This is a genomic window from Mesomycoplasma sp. (assembly GCF_056854695.1).
Window position 1 is genome coordinate 34281 of record NZ_JBXGGF010000009.1, and the last position, 20385, is coordinate 54665.

A 20385-nucleotide genomic window follows, 5' to 3' on the forward strand; every position below is an offset into this window, starting at 1 on the left:
TTATTGATTTTCCTTAGCTTCTGAAACTGTAAATACTATAATACTTGAACCAATTTGTTTGTCTTCTTCAGGTTTGGAGACAGGTGCGGCAGCACCACTGTGTCCTGCACCGCTATTAACAACTCCTGGTTGTACCACAGGGGATGAAGGACTGGTCGATGATTGTGATACTATAGGATTGTTTTCATAATTGTCTACAATCTTATCTTCATCTTCTTTAGGAATTCTGGTTAAGAAAAATTTAACTGTGGTTTCACCAGAAAAATTGGTAGAAACATTATTTGGCTCATAAAATAGAGCTAAACCTTTTAACAATGGTTGAATTTCCATAAATTTTTTGTAACCAAAATATTGTTGAAAAGCTTGAGCTGTATCTAAATGAGACATCTTTGTGCCATTAAATTTTGATTTAAAATCAGCTAATGTTTTATTTTTAAGAACTAATTGATGCAAGTTTGCTGGCAAGTTATTTACAACTTGTCTTGCTAAACTCATATCACTTACTTGCTCTATTGTTAAACTAGAGACCATTAAATTTAATTCTTGTTCAGTTGTTTTGAAAACTATATTATCTGGTTTGTCTGCCTCATAAAATTCGTAATGATAAGTTAGTTTTAAATTTTTTTCATTTGTTGGTGTAGACTCTGATGAATTTTGAACTTGTTGGGATTGTGATTGACTAGAAGGTGTGTTAGGTTGAGTTTCTTTACCTGGTGTTTGCAAACTATCAGTTGCATCATCAAACTTAATGTTGTATCTTAAAGATCTAGCAAAATTGTCATAATCTTGAATATCCTTATCATCTTTATAAGTTGAAGCAAATAATTGAGCAAAAGAAGAGGCATCTAATGGAGAGTCTTTTTTCTCACTAATTGCCTGAATTAATTTATCAAGCAAATCAATAACAAATGTTTTTTTAACAAGTTTTAAAGATTCAAGGATTAGTTCATTAGATTTTTGAGTTTTTTCTACTTTTTGTTCCCCTGCTTGTTTAGAAACAGTTGAAGAATGCGTATTATCATGCTCGTTTTCAGGAACCAAGTTACCACCATTGTTTAAATTATGTTCTGTAGGTGGTGCAGAAATAACAGCACTTTTAGCTTCAACAACATGTGTTTGTTGACTTTCCTTAGTTGAATTTGATTTATCTTTATAGTCTTGGTTGAGGCTATTAAATAAATAAGTTAAATAAGGTAATCTATCTTCTTCACTTAATTGTAAAATTTTATTTGTAAACTGACCGAATGCAAAATTGCTATCAAAAAACAATTTAGTATACTCGTTATTTTTAATATGTGTTGGTAATAAAGTTTGGGTTTTAAAATCATCAATATTTGCTAATTTGTATTTAGAAATTCAAGCATTTAAAAATGGTTGCTCAATGAATGTATAATCGAATTGACTTGGATCTTTTAGAACATTTATCAATTTATTATAACTTTTATCCTTAACTAATTTTTCAATTTCTTCATAAGAAATTAATTGATGAGATTTTAAAAATTCCTTTTCAGAAGTTTGCGCAACTGATTTGTCGCTATTTTTTAAATCAACAACATTTGAAATATTGGCGATATAAGGAACCACTGGTGCTCCATCTTTGATTTGGTAAGAACCTGGTTTACCTTCAACAGGTTTATATTGGCGAAGTAAAATAGTTGTATTTTTACTTAATTCTGAAGAAGGAGATTTATATAAAATTTTCAAAGGCACACTAATATAAGTGGAAATGTCATCTCCACCTAAAACAATGTTGGAAACATCTATTTGATAACTAAAACGATTGCGAACTTCATCTGAGATGTCCTTGAGTTCGTTAAAATTAAATGGTAAATTCGTTTTTAAAAAAGAGTTTAAAATAATTTTAGATTCATCAGAAGTATTTAGTAGTTGATTATTTTTGAATTTAAGCTCACGATAAACATTAATAAGAGATTCGTTAGAAATATCTTTTTTTGTTTTAATTGTTGTGCTTGGGTTTGATGGGTTTTTAGACTCCACACTTTCATCAGCCGTTGTTTGAAGACCTGTTAGTTTTTGTTCTTCGTTAGAAAAATAATAATTTTTCGCGGCAGGAGATTCAATAGTCACTTGTGCTAAAAAATTTTCTTCACTAATAAAAGGTGATTTTTTAGTTTTTGAATTTGTAATTTCAAAACTAATTTTATTAGTCAAATCAGTGTTGAAACTTTTTGGAAATTCGTTTTTAGCTTGATCTGTAAAACTAAGTTTTATGTTAGCTTCAAATGTATCTTCAGCTGTTGTTGAACGAACAATCCATTTGACTCCATCTTCATTTTTGAAAATTGGCTGTAGTGAAATTGAGTAGGGTTTAATTGTTTTATTGTTTAATTTAACAAAAAAGTTAGAATCATTTAATAAATTGCTAATTAATTCTTTAATATTAAAATAATCATTAATTTTTTCAATAGCTTCTTCTGAAGTTGTAGCTTTATTTACATCAGAAAAAAAATCACTGGCTAATGTTATTTTAGCTAATTTGTGTTCACTAGAAGGGGCATCATATGGTCTTAATGCACTACTAAATAAAATTTTAGTGGCACTACTGAAGTTGTTTAAAAAAAATGTAGATTCAATATTGATAGGAACAGTTGTGCTTCTTTTTTTAGAATAAAAAGTCTGACCATTTATTGTTGTAGTTATATAAAACTCAATATCAAATGATTGAGTTTTATCATTTGGTTTGACATTTGAAAATGTTACATAATAAGAACTAGGTAAATCAAAATTAATAAATTGACCATCTACAAATTTACGTAAAACAAAAAAATCTTTTGCCTTGTCTAATGTTTTATTTTCATTTCATTCATTTTTTAATTCATCAAAATTACTAAAAGGACTAAGTTTACTTGAGCGAAAAGAAACTCCATCTACTTCTTTGGCATATTTTTCTAATTGAGATGTGATTTTAGAATAATCATTATTGCGACTTTCAGCCAAAACATAAGCAATTCCGGCCGAAGCTCCAATCGCAATTACCGAACTAGTTATCGCTGTTAGTCCTATTAATAATCTAATCTTTGTTTGTTTATGAACACCTTTATCAACTATAGTTTTTTCTGCCATATAAATCCTTTTATTTTATTAATTAAAAAATTTAATAAACTATTTCATAGTAATTTTACTATAAAAACCTAGCTTTTTAACTTATAAATGTTAATAAATAACATTTTTTAAGCAAAAATATTATTTTTAAAAGTTTTTTTACAAAAAAATTAAATTACTTTTAAATAATAGGGATAATTTTGATAGGCTCTAATTCAATTAGTTATCACTAAATAATATTTAAAATTATTTGAATAATAAAACTTTAAATGCACACAACTTAACTATAACACTAAAATTGTAATAATTCTATTTAAAAAGAATTATGTTGGAAAATCTTTTTACCAGTAGGTTAATTAACTAGCAAAAACTCAAACTAGAAGAAAATAAGAACTACTAAATTATAACTTTAAAGCCTATCAAAATTATCACTAGTATTTTTGAACTTTAATTTCACCTCCGGGGTTTTAAAGGTTATTATATCATTTTGAAATTAATTATATTTTTATTTTATTAATTCTTACTAGTTTCTTTTGATAATTTGAAAAAAAATAATAAAAATTGCACTAAATTTATTTTAGTGCAATTAGTTTATTTAAAACTTAACTAGCTTCTGGATTATCAATTTGAAATGATGTTTTTAAAATAGAGGGATCAATTTCAAGTGAGTTTGTACTATTTTTATTGTTTGGATCATATTGTTTGCTATCAGAAATAAATTGATTGTGAATAGAAGTTAAAAAGTAGTAATAACCTTTTCTTCATGGTAAATTTACAACAAAAACATATGAATTATCTTTAGAACCTGCTCTATTGTATTCTGCTACAAATTCTTGATCTTTATTTTCATCTGATTTTTTAATATATTCTGGAGCAAGTGGTTTGGTTTTTGCTTTAAAAATTAATTTGTAATTTGAAACATTAGAGCTGTTAACTATTCCTCGAGCAAATTGTACTTCAAAATATTGTCTAATATTTTCTAATTTGGAGTCAATTGCATTCTCATTTGGATTAGGAGGTAAAAGCTTTAAATCAATAACATCTGAACTAGTTTGGAAATTCAACAAATCATTTGGTTCAAAACGCAAAGATTTACCTTGACTATCATAAAAACCAATTACTTTATAGTTTGTAGCACGATCTAGGTTTGTTAACCGAATATGAATCAAACCATCATTTTCTTGATTGTTAACAAATGATTGACTTATATATTTATCATTGCTTAATTGATTGGTTTTAGCAATTCGAATTGTAATAAGTTGATTTGTTAATTTATTATCAGTTATTGTTGCATCGAAAGAATATTCGCTTGATTTATCATTAACTGGGACCACTTTAAAATTATTGATTTGAGGGGCATCCTTGGTTGTAAAAATATTATCTCTGAAAAAAAGTTCTTTTCCAACATTTTCAGTTGGAAGTTGTTGGAAAATTTTTGCAACATATTTTGTGTTAGGTTTCAAATTGTCAATTGTTATAATAACTTGATTTTGATCACGACCAATTAGTTGATTAGTTATAGGTATAGACTTGTAATCAGCACCTTCTGTTTTTAATTGAACATCAAGTTTACCAAAATCATCTTTGTCTCCAACTTTAACCTTTGAAACATTGCTAAGAATTAATTGAGCGGATGTTGATGTAATATTTTGAATGCTAACTTTACTAATTGTTTCTTGTTGGCCACAAGCTACAAAATAAATTGGAGCAACACTTACTACTAGTGAAGTTGCAAAAATAGTTTTAATTTTTTTTATGTTCATGGTTGATAATCCTTGCAAAATTTCTTTAAATTTTACCACAAATTAAAGTTTGTAAAATATAGTTAACTTTATTCCTTGTGATATTCACTACTTTTTAGAGCAATAAAGAAAAATTGAGTATATTTATCATACTCAATTTTTCTTAATTTTAAACTAACAACTTGTTTGAAATAATTGCTATTATTTAGCAATATTTTTAATTTCTTCTAAAATATTATCACTGGTTTTTTGAGTTGGTTTTTCAAAATCAGTTCTTTCAATAAGTGAGTCACCAATTATTGCGTTAATTTTTCCAGCTTTTGTATTACTACTATCATAAAGGAATTTAGTTTTGCCATCTTTTGTATGTTTTAATGCTTCCAACATCGATGTCATTGATAAAATAACTGAATTTAAATTAGCTAATTTTTCATAAAGATTTCAGTTAATATTTTTAGCTTCATCGTCTCGTTTTTCAAATGTTTTACCAGTAGTTTTTTCTGCTTTTTGAATTTCAGCCAGAATTCCATCACGCTCTTGAGTTAATTGATTTAGTTTAGCTTCATTTAAGTAATTATTAGTTGGTACAAAATAAGCTCCAACTTCAGCGATATAATCAAGGTTACTCATAGCTTTACCTGTTATATTATTGGTTCCTGTATACAATCACTCCAAGAACTTAACTGTTCCTTTGTTAATTTTTTCATCATCTGTTTTGATTGGGATAATTGATGATCCACCTGATCAATAAACTGAATAAGGAGCATTTGGTGTCGCTTTTAACGCTTGCCCTGTTGTATAAACATCTTGGTAAGTTGCAAAGTGTGCAATTTGGTCTGGGAAAAGTGAACGAGATGTAGCTGTGTCAATTGATTGTTTAATACCTACACCTGGAACATACCCAAAAGCAGTACGATATAGCAAAATGTCATGACTTCCTCACTCACCAAATCCACCTGGTTTTTTGTAGTTTTTATACTGAATAGCTTGAATAACTTTGGTTTCACCATTAACAGTTGTTTTAATTTTATTGATTTGTTTTGCAAATTTATCATATGTTGATTTAAAGTTATTTTGTAATTCGGTATTTGTATCAATTGGGAATTCAAAAGATGGTTTACCTGTTGTATCTGTAATATCTCATAAACCTTTACCAGTGTTTGAAATAACATCTTTAACAAGTGATTGATGTGCATAGTCGATGTCGAAAATTGAAATATTTTCAGTTTCATTATTTAAAGCACTTTTTTTGGATGGATCAATTTCAATTCCGGCAACAAAATCATTAGCAAATTTTAAAGCACTTTCAATGGTTGTGAAAGTATCTTGGTTAACATGCATCCTTTGAAAAATTGTAATTGTTTTTGGCTTAATTGCTCTAAATAAACTATTTTCTGGAACAGAATTTCCCTCGCTTTTAGAATTCATGGCTTTTTGATAAAGTGACATGGATGTATCAACAGTTCCACCACCATGCTGAATTAAGTCAAAAATAATCGCCATATTGTCTAAGTTAAAACTTGTAGCATCAACATCATTTACATTGAAAGGGATGTTAAATAATTTGTTACCACTAAGGTTTAATTTATTGTAATTGTTAACCACTTCTTCATTAAATAAATTTGAATTTAATTTGGATGATAATGATGATAAATTTAATAATCTATTGTTTCGGTTAGCAACTATTGCAGATGTAACATCACCCAAAACAAGAGCTGGAAAATCTTTACTATTTGTAACAAATGCATTTTCTAAATTATTAGCGGTATCTAGTTGTGTTTTAGTTTTTGTTTCATCTTGTAATTGTAATCTAACTGGAACAAAATCTGGATCGTTTTTAAATTTTTCATTGTAATATGGTATTAACCCACTTTTGTGTTGCCCAAGTTTATCTAGAGCAAACACTAATGGTCAATATGGGCCCTGTGAAGTAGCAAATTTAACTTCTTTAGTTTCTGCTGTAGGTGTTGCTGTTTTGGAACCTTCTGCAGGTGTTGCTGACTTCGCGCTTTCACTTGATTTAGAACCGGAAAGATTAGCACAAGATGCTAAAACAACTATTGGCGCTACAACAGGTAACGCAAATAAAATTTTTTTGAATTTCATTCTTAAAAAATCGCTTTCTATAAAAATATTTATATTATTAAAATTAATAAAAAAGTTTCATTTTTTTGATTATAATACTTAAAAAAATGTAAAAAACTTAAATTTTACTATAATTAAAATATTTAATTATTAAAATGAGAATATTTTTATGCAAAACCCAAAATTAATTGAAGTAAAAAATTTAAATTTTTCTTATGATAAAAAATATCAATTAAAAATTTCAAATTTAACTTTACCTTCTAAAAAAATTATTACACTACTTGGACCATCTGGATCAGGTAAAACAACTTTTTTAAATTTAATAGCTGGTTTTTTAAACTCAAATAACCAAATTACTAATTACAAAAATTTTGAAAACATTGGTTACATAATGCAAAAAAATAATTTATATGAACAAATCAGTGTTATTAAAAACTTGTGAATTAGTACAAAAAACTCCACAAAATGAACAAATTGTACTTATAAAACAATTATTTCTGAATCTAAATTAAGTAACAATGACAAACAAAAATTATTAAATATTTTAGATCAACAATCTATTTTTTTAAATAAATCTCAAAAATTTTATTTCAAAATTTATAAGTATAAATTTTGATTAATACTGCTATTTCATAACAAATTATTTTTTTATTTTTTAAAACAAAGAAAACAAATTTTTGAATCTCAAGTAAATGATTTGCTTAAAATTTTGCAAATTGAAAACATAAAATTTAAAAAAGCTAGTCAAATTAGTGGGGGGCAGCAACAACGAGTTGCTTTTGCAAAAGCAATTATAAAAGGAAATGATCTAGTTTTGATGGATGAACCTTTTGCTTCTTTAGATGCTAAAATAAAAGAATCTACTATAAAATGATTGGAAAATGTAAAAAATCAATTTGATTTGTCAATTATTTTTGTCACTCATGACCAGGTAGATGCGCTTAAAATTAGTGATCTTGTTGTCTTATTAAAAGATGGAGAAATTGCCCAATTCGGAACGCCTCAAGATCTTTTTGAAAACCCAAAAAATCTTTTTGTTGCCAAATTTATAGGTAATCCGGAAGTTATCTTTCTTCAAAAACAAAATGAAGTCGAGTCTTATATTAGGGGCAAATATATAAGAATTTCAAAAGGAACCACAAATAAAGTGATTAGTTCTAAAAACATAGGTGATGGTTTTTTAACTAAAATTTTTTATGAAAAATTTCAAGTTGAAATCGAATTAATTACAATCGAAAACTTTGAAAATCAATTTGTTGAAATAGATTATGATCAAAACAAAGTTTTATTTTTTGACAGACAAGGGCAAAGAATGTATGAACATTAAAAGAAAATTAATTCAACTAAAAAAAGTCCAAAAACATAATTTAATTAGCATTTCTTTAATGGCTCCAATATTAATGTTTGTCTTTGTTTTTTCTATTTATCCTATTGTTGATGCATTTGTCCAATCTTTTAAAATTCAGGATCCTCTTGAACCCAAAACAACAATTGGAATTGACAATTATAAAGAACTTTTGTTAGATCGAAATTTTACTAATGCAATTCAGAATAGTGCAATTTTATTTTTTGTAAGTTCACCAATTGCGTTATTAAGTGGATTTTTAATAGCTTTACTTTTAGATAAATTATCAACAAAAATCAGTAAAAATTTTTTTATAACAGCTTTTTATTCTCAATTTTTCATTTCTGCATTTGCAATTGGTCTTTCATTTACTTTTTTATTTGGAGAGAAAAATATGTTATCTAAAATTTTAGGTATCAATTTTTCTTTTGGAACAGGAAAAAAAGCTATTGATTTAATTTGACTTTATGTAATTTATCAACTTTGACGAGCAATTCCGTTTAATACTGTCTTATTTTTTTTCGCTATTTCAAGTATCAATAACAGATATCGCAAAAATTTTGCTATTGACAAGTTAAGTTTGTGAGATAAAGTTGTTAATCTTTATCTTAAAGAAATTGGTGTCCAATTCATTGTCATTGCATACACAAATTTTATTTTTGCAACAATGTTATATCCACCTGTTATTACAGGTTCAACCAATTTAAATTTACACAAAGGACACACACTAACTTCATATATTATAGATTCATCGAAAGATAATTTGTATAAACGCAATGCCGCTTCCTTTGTTTCATTACTATTTTTAATTGCTATTTTTAGTTCATTTATTATTTTTAACCCAAAAATGTGAGTTAAATCTTATAGTTTTTTTAAAAAAATTACAAAGGTGAAACGTGTTTAAAAATAAATTTAATTATTCTAGTTTTTTCTTGCAAATATTTTTGTGAATTTTATTATCTTGTATTTTAGTTTTGGTTTTATTTCCTTTATATTACTTGATAGTAAGCGCTTCATTACCGATTGCAAAACAGGACAACCCTGATGCTAGTTTAAAAATTAGCAGTTATTTTTTTCAAAATTTCAAGCAATCAATAAATGAAAATTTTTGAAATGGACTTGGTAACTCTTTAGGCACTATTGTTTTAGTCAACTTTTTTCGTTTAACTTTATATACTCTTGGAATTTTTGGAATTTGATGAGCTAGCAAAAAAGTTAAGATTATTTTTTTAAGTATTTTTATTCTTGTTTCAATGATTCCTGAAGTCACAACATATATTGGAATTGCCAAATTACTAAATACAAACAATATTGTTAATAAATCACCAATATTTTCTTTAGTAGTAAATCAATTTTTTTCTTTTTTTAGTTTTTATTATTTATACAAAAGCATCAAAGCTATTTCACAAGATAAATTACAACTTGCCAAAATTGACAATTTACCAACTATGGCTAAATTTAGATTGATTTTTTTCCCACAATTAAAAATGGGTTATTATTTAATTATTATTTTTTCATCCATACAAGCTTGAAATGATTACTTATGACCTAATTTTATTTTTTCTTTTACAAAACACGACACCATTTCAACATGGTTTAGCAACACAGCGGGACAAAATTCACTAGGAACTTTTCAAAATATACAAGCCTCTGGAGCACTTTTTGCTGTTTTAGTTCCTTTAACTATTTATTTAATATTTTCACCATTTATTAACAAAATTAATAGCAAAAGTTTTAGCTAATTATAGTAAACATAATAAACCTTTTAAAAAGTAACCGAAAATAACTTTGCAAATTATTTTGCAATATTCTCTTTTTAATATTATAAAAATTAGTGGTAAAATTTTTAATTAATGAGTCAAGTAATTACTATAAACAATAAAGTAGTTTATGAAATTAAAAAATCTATTTTTATAGCTTATAGCTTTGAAATTTTTCACAAAGAAGAAGTAAAAAAATTAGTTGAGCAAATTAAAAACAAACACAATGATGCGAATCATATTTGTTATGCTTGAAGATTAAACAAAAATAATTTTGGTTTTTATGATGCGAATGAACCAAAAGGAAGTGCGGGTCAACCAATTTTCAAAATTTTAGAACATCAAGACATTGTTGAAATTTGTGTTATTGTTGTTCGTTATTTTGGGGGAATAAAACTTGGAGTTGGGCCTCTAGCTAAAGCTTATTTACAAAGTGCCAAAATGGTTATCGAATCTAGTCAATTAACAAATTTTGTTCAAAAGTTTTATTATAAGTTTAGTTTTAGCTTTTTAGAACAAAAACAATTTTGAAATTGATCAAAACAAGTTGAATTTACTGAAACTCAAAGAAAAATGGAAAATAATTTGATACACATATATTTTGAATCAAACATTAAAATAGAACCACCTTATTTTGGTAAATTGGAACAAATCAAATAAAAAAACACCAACATTTGGTGTTTTTTGAAAGAAATTAAAAAATATTTTAAACATTTGATAAATCAACATCTGCGCGTTGAGTAGCAGAAGCTTGAAACAATGGATAAGTTTGTAATCTTAAAAAACTAGAAATAACTGTATTTGGATAAGTTAAGATTTCTGAATTAAACTCTGTAACTTTAAAATTATAAAGGCGACGAGCTGCTGAAATTTCACGTTCTAAATAAATAGCTTGTTCCATTCCTTCTTTATATAATTCACTAGTTTTTAGTTGTGGATAATTTTCAAAAGTTACAACCATTCTTGAAAGCACACCATTTGTTAACTCATTTAACTCACCTGTCTGTTCAAATTTACGTCCAGATTGTGCTAATGAGCGAAGACGAGCAATATCAGAAAATAATGATTGTTCATGTTCTTTATAAGAACTAAGTAAATTTGCTACTTTAATAAGTGTATCTGCTCTTTTTGCAAGTTGAGTATCAATAGTACTTGCTGCTTGATTAATTTCATTTTGTTGCACAGTTCATTTATTTCTTCTAGAAAAAAAATAAATTGGAGCAAAGAAAAATGTAAATGTTCCTATAACTCAAAAAAAAATTTTTGCTGCAATACTTGCAATTGGTTTTACTGGTGTATTATCTACATAAGGAGAGAAACCTTCCTGAGAACTGGGTTTTCTTGAATCAAATAAATTTGCCATTTTTTCCTTTAATTTTTAATTTTATTTTTTAATATAAATACTTATAAAAATTATAAAATGTTTTTTTATTTTTTAAATAAATATTTTCTACAAAATAAATAATATTTCATTATTTTGTATTATCTATTTATTTTTAATTTTAATAACTTGAAAAAATTATTATATTTTTTTAAAATAATTTTATTTTTTTGTTACAATATGTAAGGGTTCTAATTGATAAAGGACAAATATGGGGGGTTTGCAGAGCGGCCAAATGCGGGTGGCTGTAACCCACTTTCTTCGGATTCGGGGGTTCGAATCCCTCACCCCCCACCATTTTGCCCCATAGCCAAGCGGTAAGGCAACGGTTTTTGGTACCGTCATGCGTTAGTTCGAATCTAACTGGGGCAGCCATTTGTTTATTAAAGGACTCCATTTACCTAGCCATTGCTAGGTTTTTTATTAAATAAAATTAAGAAAATAAGTTTCAAAACGCAAAAATTAAATTAAAGATATGAAAAAATTAGAAAAAATTACTCCATGGCAGCAAGATTTTGCTAAATGATACATTGATGTTGTGACTCAAGCCGAACTTATGAGTTACGCCCCTATCAAAGGCACAATATACTACAGACATCATGGATTTTCTATTTGAGATAAAATTCGGCAAATTGTTACTTATAATCTTTCTTTTAGAAATGTCAAAAATGTCTATTTACCATCACTCATTCCACAATCATTTATTTTAAAAGAAAAGGAACATGTTGAAGGTTTTGCACCCGAACTATTAACAATAACTCATGCTGGTGATAAAGAATTAGCTGAAAAAATTTACATTAGACCGACTAGTGAGGTTCTTTTTGCTGATTTTTTTAAAAAAGAAATTGACCTTAACAACAAGTTACCTTTAATTTATGCTCAATGAACATCTGTGGTACGTTGAGAAAAAACTACAAATCCTTTTTTAAGAAATACTGAATTTTTATGGCAAGAAGGTCACACTGCATTTGCAAGTGCTGAAGAAGCTAAGCAAAATGCCATTGAAATGATTAATTTTTATCACGACTTTTTAAAAACCTATCTTGCAATACCGACTATAGTAGGACAAAAAACTGTTCGTGAACGGTTTGCAGGAGCAGAACAAACTCACACAGTTGAAGCGATGATGTTAAATGGAAGAGCTTTACAATCTGGGACTTCACATTATTTAGGGCAAAATTTTTCAAAAAATTTTGACATAACTTTTAAAAATGTTGAAAATCAATTGGAAAATGTTTATCAAAGCTCATGAGGAATTTCAACTAGATTATTAGGTGCTATTGTTATGTCTCATAGCGATGATCGTGGGTTAGTTTTACCACCAAAAATAGCGCCAAATCAAGTGGATATTTTAGTCTTTTATGGGAATAAAAATCCCGAATTAAAACAAGTGGGAAAAAAATTAGCTTTAATTTTACAAAGCAACCAAATTACTACAAATTTAAATGATAGTGATGACCAGCAAGTTGGTTTTAAAATAGCAGATTCTGAAGTACATGGTACTCCAATTAGAATTGAAATTGGTCCTCGTGATTATGCTAACAAAATGATAACTATAATTAGACGAGACACATTAGAAAAACAACAGTTTAAATTAGAAGAATCAACATCAGAAAATGAATTTATAAATCAAATCAATGATTTATTGACAAAAATTCAAGATAACTTGTTGTTTCAAGCTAACTTGAGATTAAAAAATAACTTTGTTTATACAAATAACTTTGAAGAATTTACACTGTATACAAAAATTAATAAGTTTATTGTTGTTCCATTTGAAGAAGATTCTTCAGTAGAACAACATATACAAGAAATAACCGGCGCCACAGCTCGTTGTATTATTGATGTTGATTCATTTAATTATTTAAATATTCCTAATCAGGATAATTCATTATTTAGCAAAAAAATTACTAAAAAATTTGTGCTTTTCGCAAAAGCATATTAAAATTTATTTTATAACATTCATATATAAAAAAAGGAAAAAAATGGCAAGTTTTAACTTATCAAAAATTGATGAAATTAAAAAAGAAATTACACAATCAAAAGCGGCTATTGTAGTGTTTTCTCAAAAAGGTTGCGGAGCATGTGTGATGTTCGAGCCTACTATTGAAGAAGCTGAAAAAAGATTCCCTAATCTTTCTATTATTAAATATAATATTCGCGAAGATTTAGCATTTGCTAATGAATCTAAAATCCAAGCCACTCCTACAACATTTTTTTATCGTGATGGTAAATTTGTTGCAAGTGAATTAGGTTATTTTAGAATTGAACGTTTGGAACAAATCTTAACTGTTCATAAAATGATTAATTAATAAACAAACTTATGTAATAAAAAAACTCGCTTTTAGGGCGAGTTTTTTTATTAATGACTTTTTTTAAATTTTTAAATTATGATAAACGTCTTGAATGTCATCATCTTCTAAAAAAGTGTCAATTTGATTCAAAAGTTTTTCAGTTAATTCTTCTGAAAGTTCCACTTCTTCACTTGCAAAATAACTAATTTCAACCGTTTTAAAATCTGGATTAAATTTTTGCTCTATAGCATTTTTTAAATCAGGAAAACTTCTAGGTTCACAATAAATTTCAAAAGTTTCATCGTTTGCAACAAAATCATTAGCACCATTTTCCAAAACAAACATCATAACTTCATCTTCGTTTAAGTTAGTTTTATCAACTTCGATCAATCCTTTTTGTTCAAAAATATAAGGAATTGAATTTTGCTTACCTATTTGACCATTAGCTCTTCTAAATAAAGCTTGCAATGATGAAATCGCGCGATTAACATTATCTGTTAAAATTGTGACAATTAATGTAACACCATGTGCTAAATTTCCTGAATAAATTAATTCCTTAAAATTAGCTCCGTCACTTGCACCACCAGTTGCTTTTGCAATAGCTTTTTCAATATTTGCTTTAGGCATTGATTTGGCTTTAGCTTTTGCAACAATCATTCTAAGTGCTGAATTTGAATTTAAATCTGGACCACCTTTAGCTGCGGCTACCATTATTTCTTTAGAAAATTTATTAAATATTTTTGCTCTAATTGCATCCTGCGCACCTTTACGGTGCTTAATATTTGCTCATTTTGAATGTCCTGCCATTTTAGACCTCTAACTTTAATTTTGGTTTTGGTAATTTATTTCTCTTGTGTTCACTAATTTTGTGAAGATATTCAATTCTTTCTTTTTTTGCCTTACTTAATTTAGATGAGTTTGCTAAAAATAAATCAAATTCTTTATAAGTAAATCCCATTTCATTTTCATCCCTTTGATTTTCTCAAAGTCCAGCTGAAGGCGCTTTTTCTAAAATTTCTTTATTTACCCCTACAAACTCAGCTAACTTATAAACTTGGGTTTTAGTTAAATTGACGATTGGTAATAAATCTACACCACCATCACCATATTTAGTAAAATAACCAATATACATTTCAACAAAATTATCAGTCCCTAAAACCAAATAGTTATGTTCTTGAGCCAAAGCATACAATGTTGTCATTCTTAATCTTGGTTGAATATTTGCGATTGCTAGGTGATCACTAACATTTAAAGCTTTTGAAAGCTTTTCGAAAGTTTCTTTTAAACTTACAGTAGTAACTTTAATATTAAATTTATTAACTAACTTGTTGATATGTTCAACATCAGTTGTCATATCTCTAATTGGCATAATAACACCTAAACTATTATTAGGGAAAGCTTTTTTTGCTAAAACACCAACAAGAGCAGAATCAATTCCACCTGATAAACCAACAATAACTCCTTTTTTGTTAGCTTTTTTAACTTGATTTTGTATTCATTTAACTAAATAGTCTGCATATTTTTGAAAATTATTCATAGTATATTTGAAAACCTAAAAATTTTAAATAAAATAGCCAATTCTAAGTTTGGCTATTTTATTATGGTACTTTTGTATATGGCGCGCCCGGAAGGAGTCGAACCCTCAACCTCTTGGGCCGTAACCAAACACTCTGTCCAATTGAGCTACGGGCGCATTTTTTGGAGGCACCAACCGGACTCGAACCGGTAATCAGGGTGTTGCAGACCCATGCCTTGCCATTTGGCTATGGTGCCAAACCAAAAAGATATTATAACATATTTTTTATAAAATTAGTTTTTTTAAAAATATTAAATTATTTTTTACAATAAAAATTTTATTGGTAAGTTGTAAATGAAAATAAAATAGTAATATTTATGGTAAAATTCTAATTTAATTATGCAAAAAATTACAGTTTTAATACCTTGTTACAACTCAAGAAAATTTCTATTAAGACTGCTTACATCTTTAGACAAACAAACTAATAAAGATTTTCACATTATTTTTTTAGATGATTTTTCTAAAGATGCAACTTTGTCAATGTTAAAAGATTGAACTGCAAAAAATGAAAGCAATTTTTTATCAATTAAAATATTAGAAAATAAACAAAACAAAGGTATAGCATACAACCGCAATTTCTTAATTGATTCTTGTGAAACTTCGCACTTTATTTTCTTTGATTCAGATGATAAATTATCTCCAAAATGTATTGAGATTTTTTCTCAATATTTAGATGAAGGCCAAGATATGGTTTTTTCTAAATTTCGTTTATTTTTTAGAAATATTCCTTTGGTAAATATTTTTTTTAAATATAGAAAAATAAAGAAAAATTTAACTCCCGAACAAATCATCAAATCTGGTTATAATTTTGTTTGAAATATTTTGATTAATAAAGAATTTTATAAAAAAATTGGAGCAAAATTTTTAGAAAATTACAATTGCGAAGATATGCCTATTCTTCCTTTTTTAGTACTCAAAGCAGGAAAAATTTCTTTTACAAATCAAATTACACATTCATATTTTTTAAATTCCAATTCTATAAGCAATACAAAATCTGTTTTTAATTTAGAATCGCTAAATGCTAATGCTAATTATTTTTATGAATTAGTTATTAAACACAATTTACTTTCAAAGGTTTTAATTCATAATTTAGATATATTTTTATTAAAATGTCTATTTTTTATTGTTAGGCCTATTAAAAATAATAAAAAATCCAGAGAAATTTATTTGCAAAGTTGAAAAGAAATAGAAAAAGTAAACAAATTACTTGAAGAATGAAAAGTTTATGAACGTTTTATGAATTTGAAAACAAATGATTTTCATTTTGTATATTCATACAAATTAAGTGCAAAAGTTTTTAAATTTTACACAAAAAAATTATCAAAATTTGTGTAATTAGCACTATTAATAGTTAATGGTTTTTAAGTTAACGAAAGGTTTGAATTTAAGATATGAAAATTCGAAAATGCATTATACCGGCAGCGGGTTGAGGGACTCGATTTTTACCTCTTACCAAGATTGTTCACAAGGAATTAGTGCCTGTATTAAACAAACCGGCAATTGATTATTTGATTCAAGAAGCTTTTGATGCTGGTATTGAAGAAATCTATTTAATTGTTTCACCACGAAAAAATGAAATTATGGATTATTTTCGCAAATATGATTTACTAGAAGAACAACTTGAAAATAATAAAAAATATGAACTTTTAGATTTAGTTAAACTAACTAATCGCGAAAGCAAAATAAAGGTTATTTATCAAAATGAACAATTAGGCCTAGGGCATGCTATTGGTATTGCAGAATCTAAAATTGGAAATGAACCCTTTGCAGTTATTCTAGGTGACGATTTAATTGATGGTGCCTTACCAGCCATTGGGCAACTTGTTGACATTTACAATAAAACAAAATCTAATGTAATTGGTATTGCAAATATAGATATTAAGCAATCAAACAAATATGGGATTGTAGCTGCTAAAAATCCGGATGATTTAAACAAATCTGTTTTTGAACTTGACTATGCTATTGAAAAACCCAATCCAAAAGATGCACCTTCAAACAAGGCTATTATAGGTCGGTATGTTTTTAATCCATCTATTTTTAATTTATTAAAACACCAAAAAGCTGGTGTTGGCGGTGAAATCCATTTAGTGGATGTTTTCTCAAAATTAATGGAAACAGAAAAAATTTATGCTGCAGAATTAAAAGGTAATCGATATGATTTGGGTTCTGTTTTAGGTTTTTTGAAAGCTAATATTGATTTTGCTTTGAAAGATCCTCAATATCAAAAAGATTTAATAAAATTTATAAAAGAAAAAAAACTATGATAAAAATTAATAATAGTTTTTTATATATTTGAAAATCATAAAAACTATTTAGAAATATCAAATTGAGGGGGTAGTTGAGATTCAAAAGTATAAATTTGACCATTTAAGTGCTCAAAAGTTATTCTGAAAGCATGCAATCTTTGACCAAAGTCATCAATTTTTTTTCCATACACTCCATCCCCATAAATTGGAAAACCGATATGAGATAAGTGAACTCTAATTTGATGAGTACGACCTGTTTCTAAACTACACTCAATTAAACTAAAATTTTGTTTTTCATAAACAAAATTTTTAATTAATTTAACATTTGTAATTGCATTTTTAGAATTAAAATTTGAAACCATTTTTTTTAAAGGGTTTTTCTTATCACGAGTTAATGGCATATCAATGCGCATTTTTTTATGCAAAATAGTCCCAACTGTAATAGCTTTATATTCTCTATTAATTTTATGTTCCTGTAATTGTTTTGCTAAAAAAGCGTGCATTTCATTTGTTTTAGCTATCAAAATTAACCCACTTGTGTCCTTATCGAGTCGGTGCACAATACCTGGTCTTAAATTACCATTAATGTTGGATAAATTATTTTTAAAATGAAAAACTAATGCATTAGCCAATGTTTCATTTCAATTCCCCACTCCAGGGTGCGTCACTAGTCCTGATGGTTTATCAACCACTAAAAGATGCTTGTCTTCGTAAACTATGCTAAGTGGAAAATTATATGGCAAAAGTTCACTTGAAGTTTCTTGAATCTTTAAACTAAATTCAACAGTTTGGTTAGTTTTTACCAATGTTTTTGTTTTAGAAATTACTAGACCATCAACAAAAACTTCATTATTTTCTATTAACTGCTTTGAGAGAGATCTTGATATTTGCGCAATGCTAGAAACTAAAACATCAAGGCGTTGTTCTAAACCTTGATGTTTTAGTTTAAATATTTTCTGACTTACTTGCATTAATTTGTCAAAGTTCTTTATGATAATATAAAACTATTTCATCTAACAATGGAGTTAATAAAACTAATTCTGAACTTTGTTCTTCATATAGACTTTTAGTAAAATCAAGAATTTTTGAAATTTGTTCACTCAAACTTCTTCAAATTTGACTTTCTGAATAAAATTTTGAAGCTTCTAAATTAATTAATGAGTTTTTGCGAATTTCATCAAAATCATTGTTAGCAAATTTGCCAAACATTAAATTTTTTTCAGCAAGTTCATCAACAAAATCTATTGTTTGACTTGCTAATTTGTCTGTATATTTGTGAATTACTAAAAAATTGGAGCCTTGAACATTTCAATGAAAATTTTTAATATTGTTATATAAAACAAACAAAGAAAATTGTAATTTTTCTATTTTGTTAGTTATGGAATTCATGGTTAAAGTTATTTTTTATTTTTAACTGCTTTAGCAGCCATTTTGTTGAAACGTTCAATACGACCTGTTGTTCTTGCTAATGAATGGTCACCTGTGAATTGTGGGTGGCATCCTGAGCAAATATCGATGGTGAATTTATCAATGGTTGTTTTAAATTGGTATTCATTATTGCAAGTTGTACAACTTACTTTTAATGTATTAGATTTTGGATGAATGTTTTTTTGCATAAATATCCTTTAATTTAAGTTAAATTTGTTTAAATTATACACTTTTTTAAAATTGTTTTGCTAAACTAATCAATTCTGACTTATTTTCGTCTACTAATTCAGAAATAGACTTTTGATTATTTGGGGAAACTTTAGTTCCTGCAAGAATAAATGGTTTGTTGCTAATTGTAGCACCTAATCATTTAAAAGTATGAAAAATAAAGCTAGTGTGATCTCCGAAAGGATATCAACCTAAAGGTGCACCTTGTGATGTTATTATTTGAACATTTTTTATATTTGTAAGCAAACCTGTGATTTTTTCTAATTCTCTATCTAATTTAAAAGTTTTATCAGCAACAATTATCGAATCAAAAAAATTTTTAGTTGTTGCTGAATAATGAAAATTAGTCATAGATGTTGAAAACACAATTTTATCAGCCTCTTTGAGTTTTTCAATTCAAAATTCTGATTCTGATTCTTCTCAAAATTTACCATCTACTAAACTATCTTTGTTTAATGAAACATTTGCCAACCTGTAATCATTCAAATCAAAAACTTCAATTTTATCATTTGGATTTAATTCGGAGTAAAATTTTACAAAATAATCTGTGATTGTTGATGAATATGAACCTTGCAATTCATTAACTGATGATTTAATTACTAAAATATTCATAATTTATCCTTTTTTTACTAAAAATTCCTTGCTAATTTTTCAATCTCAGGATCGAATTTTTTCAACAATTCTTCTTTATTACGAAACTCAAAACCACGATATACAACAAGAATTTCATTAACGTTTTGTGCACCTATAAATTTAAATGTTCCAGCAATGGAATCTTCGATATTAAATGGTAGTATTTGTTCTTTAGAACTATGGTATGTTGTAATAATTTGCACATTTTTAATATTATTAACTAGCCCAATAGAACTACCTTTTTTACTATATTTATAAGAAAAAGTTTTGTCTGCTAAACAAATTGCATCAAAAAAGTTTTTTATTTCAGCTGTATAACCTCAATTTATTATAGGGGTTGAAATAATAACTTTATCAACGCTTTTTAATAAATTAATTAATCTATCTGATTCGGTATCTAACCAAAATGTTGCTCTATTGCGAGTGTTTAATGAAATATTGGTTAATTTTTCAGTGGTTAAATCTAAATTTATTATCTCCAAATTTGGATTTTTTATTGATAAAAATTCAATAAATCTTTCTGCTAAAATTGTGGGTTTTGAGTAATTATTTAACTCAGATTTAATGTATAAAATTTTCATTTTTATATTTCTCTCCCTATTTTTCT

The 20385-nt window shown here is 26.9% G+C and carries 19 protein-coding genes and 4 tRNA genes; 10 read left to right on the forward strand and 13 right to left on the reverse strand.

What is annotated here, in order from left to right; all coding sequences use genetic code 4:
• The 3 genes from ACJHWB_RS02205 to ACJHWB_RS02215 form a co-directional block, all read right to left on the reverse strand.
• On the reverse strand, window positions 1-3084 hold the full coding sequence (locus tag ACJHWB_RS02205; RefSeq protein ID WP_483132875.1) for a P97 family adhesin: 3084 nt from the start codon (window positions 3082-3084) through the stop codon (window positions 1-3).
• 581 nt (window positions 3085-3665) lie between these two features.
• Window positions 3666-4826: a hypothetical protein gene (locus tag ACJHWB_RS02210; RefSeq protein ID WP_483132876.1), complete on the reverse strand. Its 1161-nt coding sequence runs from the start codon at window positions 4824-4826 to the stop codon at window positions 3666-3668.
• A gap of 180 nt (window positions 4827-5006) precedes the next feature.
• Complete coding sequence (locus tag ACJHWB_RS02215) at window positions 5007-6911, reverse strand: P68 family surface lipoprotein (protein WP_483132877.1); 1905 nt, start codon at window positions 6909-6911, stop codon at window positions 5007-5009.
• Window positions 6912-7059: 148 nt separating this feature from the next.
• Here ACJHWB_RS02215 and ACJHWB_RS02220 point away from each other — a divergent pair, with 148 nt between their 5' ends.
• The 4 genes from ACJHWB_RS02220 (at window position 7060) to ACJHWB_RS02235 (ending at window position 10655) form a co-directional block, all read left to right on the forward strand.
• Complete coding sequence (locus ACJHWB_RS02220; RefSeq protein ID WP_483132878.1) at window positions 7060-8217, forward strand: ATP-binding cassette domain-containing protein; 1158 nt, start codon at window positions 7060-7062, stop codon at window positions 8215-8217.
• On the forward strand, window positions 8207-9139 hold the full coding sequence (locus ACJHWB_RS02225) for a carbohydrate ABC transporter permease (RefSeq protein WP_483132879.1): 933 nt from the start codon (window positions 8207-8209) through the stop codon (window positions 9137-9139). The genes ACJHWB_RS02220 and ACJHWB_RS02225 overlap by 11 nt, the downstream gene beginning before the upstream one ends.
• A complete protein-coding gene (locus ACJHWB_RS02230) occupies window positions 9132-9977 on the forward strand; it encodes an ABC transporter permease subunit (protein WP_483132880.1) in 846 nt (281 codons plus the stop codon). Before ACJHWB_RS02225 ends, ACJHWB_RS02230 begins: the two co-directional genes overlap by 8 nt.
• 111 nt (window positions 9978-10088) lie before the next feature.
• Window positions 10089-10655: an IMPACT family protein gene (locus ACJHWB_RS02235; RefSeq protein ID WP_483132881.1), complete on the forward strand. Its 567-nt coding sequence runs from the start codon at window positions 10089-10091 to the stop codon at window positions 10653-10655.
• 46 nt (window positions 10656-10701) lie between these two features.
• Here ACJHWB_RS02235 and ACJHWB_RS02240 read toward each other — a convergent pair whose 3' ends face one another.
• Window positions 10702-11358: a LemA family protein gene (locus ACJHWB_RS02240; RefSeq protein WP_483132882.1), complete on the reverse strand. Its 657-nt coding sequence runs from the start codon at window positions 11356-11358 to the stop codon at window positions 10702-10704.
• A 231-nt stretch (window positions 11359-11589) separates the two neighbouring features.
• On the opposite strand from ACJHWB_RS02240, the gene ACJHWB_RS02245 reads away from it, so the two are divergent.
• From ACJHWB_RS02245 to ACJHWB_RS02260, 4 genes are all read left to right on the forward strand, one after another.
• A tRNA-Tyr gene (locus ACJHWB_RS02245) sits at window positions 11590-11673 on the forward strand.
• Between the two features lie 3 nt (window positions 11674-11676).
• Window positions 11677-11751: transfer RNA gene (locus ACJHWB_RS02250), tRNA-Gln, on the forward strand.
• Window positions 11752-11851: 100 nt separating this feature from the next.
• Window positions 11852-13318, forward strand: a complete 1467-nt coding sequence (gene proS, locus ACJHWB_RS02255) for a proline--tRNA ligase (RefSeq protein ID WP_483132883.1) — start codon at window positions 11852-11854, stop codon at window positions 13316-13318.
• A 40-nt stretch (window positions 13319-13358) separates the two neighbouring features.
• The gene (locus tag ACJHWB_RS02260; protein WP_483132884.1) at window positions 13359-13685 is read left to right on the forward strand and encodes a thioredoxin family protein; all 327 of its coding nucleotides are present in this window, start codon (window positions 13359-13361) and stop codon (window positions 13683-13685) included.
• Window positions 13686-13748: 63 nt separating this feature from the next.
• On the opposite strand, the gene ACJHWB_RS02265 is transcribed toward ACJHWB_RS02260, so the two are convergent.
• The 4 genes from ACJHWB_RS02265 to ACJHWB_RS02280 all read right to left on the reverse strand — a co-directional run bounded on the left by ACJHWB_RS02265 (window position 13749) and on the right by ACJHWB_RS02280 (window position 15440).
• Entirely contained in the window at window positions 13749-14474 is a 726-nt protein-coding gene (locus ACJHWB_RS02265; protein ID WP_483132885.1) for a YebC/PmpR family DNA-binding transcriptional regulator, read from the reverse strand.
• A 1-nt stretch (window position 14475) separates the two neighbouring features.
• Entirely contained in the window at window positions 14476-15204 is a 729-nt protein-coding gene (gene nadE / locus ACJHWB_RS02270) for an NAD(+) synthase (RefSeq protein ID WP_483132886.1), read from the reverse strand.
• A gap of 79 nt (window positions 15205-15283) precedes the next feature.
• Window positions 15284-15360: transfer RNA gene (locus tag ACJHWB_RS02275), tRNA-Arg, on the reverse strand.
• A 6-nt stretch (window positions 15361-15366) separates the two neighbouring features.
• A tRNA-Cys gene (locus ACJHWB_RS02280) sits at window positions 15367-15440 on the reverse strand.
• A 142-nt stretch (window positions 15441-15582) separates the two neighbouring features.
• Between ACJHWB_RS02280 and ACJHWB_RS02285 the strand changes: the two genes are divergently transcribed.
• Window positions 15583-16578 carry a glycosyltransferase family 2 protein gene (locus tag ACJHWB_RS02285; protein WP_483132887.1) on the forward strand — a complete coding sequence of 332 codons (996 nt, stop codon included), beginning with the start codon at window positions 15583-15585 and terminating at the stop codon, window positions 16576-16578.
• Between the two features lie 56 nt (window positions 16579-16634).
• Window positions 16635-17510 (forward strand): UTP--glucose-1-phosphate uridylyltransferase, encoded by an 876-nt coding sequence (locus ACJHWB_RS02290; protein WP_483132888.1) that lies wholly within the window; start codon window positions 16635-16637, stop codon window positions 17508-17510.
• A gap of 41 nt (window positions 17511-17551) precedes the next feature.
• On the opposite strand, the gene ACJHWB_RS02295 is transcribed toward ACJHWB_RS02290, so the two are convergent.
• From ACJHWB_RS02295 to ACJHWB_RS02315, 5 genes are read right to left on the reverse strand one after another with little or no spacing between them, the layout of a single operon-like run.
• The gene (locus ACJHWB_RS02295) at window positions 17552-18460 is read right to left on the reverse strand and encodes an RluA family pseudouridine synthase (RefSeq protein ID WP_483132889.1); all 909 of its coding nucleotides are present in this window, start codon (window positions 18458-18460) and stop codon (window positions 17552-17554) included.
• Entirely contained in the window at window positions 18435-18878 is a 444-nt protein-coding gene (locus tag ACJHWB_RS02300) for a ferritin-like domain-containing protein (protein ID WP_483132890.1), read from the reverse strand. The genes ACJHWB_RS02295 and ACJHWB_RS02300 overlap by 26 nt, the downstream gene beginning before the upstream one ends.
• An 8-nt stretch (window positions 18879-18886) precedes the next feature.
• The gene (gene rpmE / locus ACJHWB_RS02305; protein WP_483132891.1) at window positions 18887-19105 is read right to left on the reverse strand and encodes a 50S ribosomal protein L31; all 219 of its coding nucleotides are present in this window, start codon (window positions 19103-19105) and stop codon (window positions 18887-18889) included.
• A gap of 46 nt (window positions 19106-19151) precedes the next feature.
• Window positions 19152-19757, reverse strand: coding sequence for an FMN-dependent NADH-azoreductase (locus tag ACJHWB_RS02310; protein WP_483132892.1), 606 nt, complete (start codon window positions 19755-19757; stop codon window positions 19152-19154).
• 17 nt (window positions 19758-19774) lie between these two features.
• Window positions 19775-20359 (reverse strand): FMN-dependent NADH-azoreductase, encoded by a 585-nt coding sequence (locus ACJHWB_RS02315; RefSeq protein ID WP_483132893.1) that lies wholly within the window; start codon window positions 20357-20359, stop codon window positions 19775-19777.
• Between the last annotated feature and the right edge of the window lie 26 nt (window positions 20360-20385).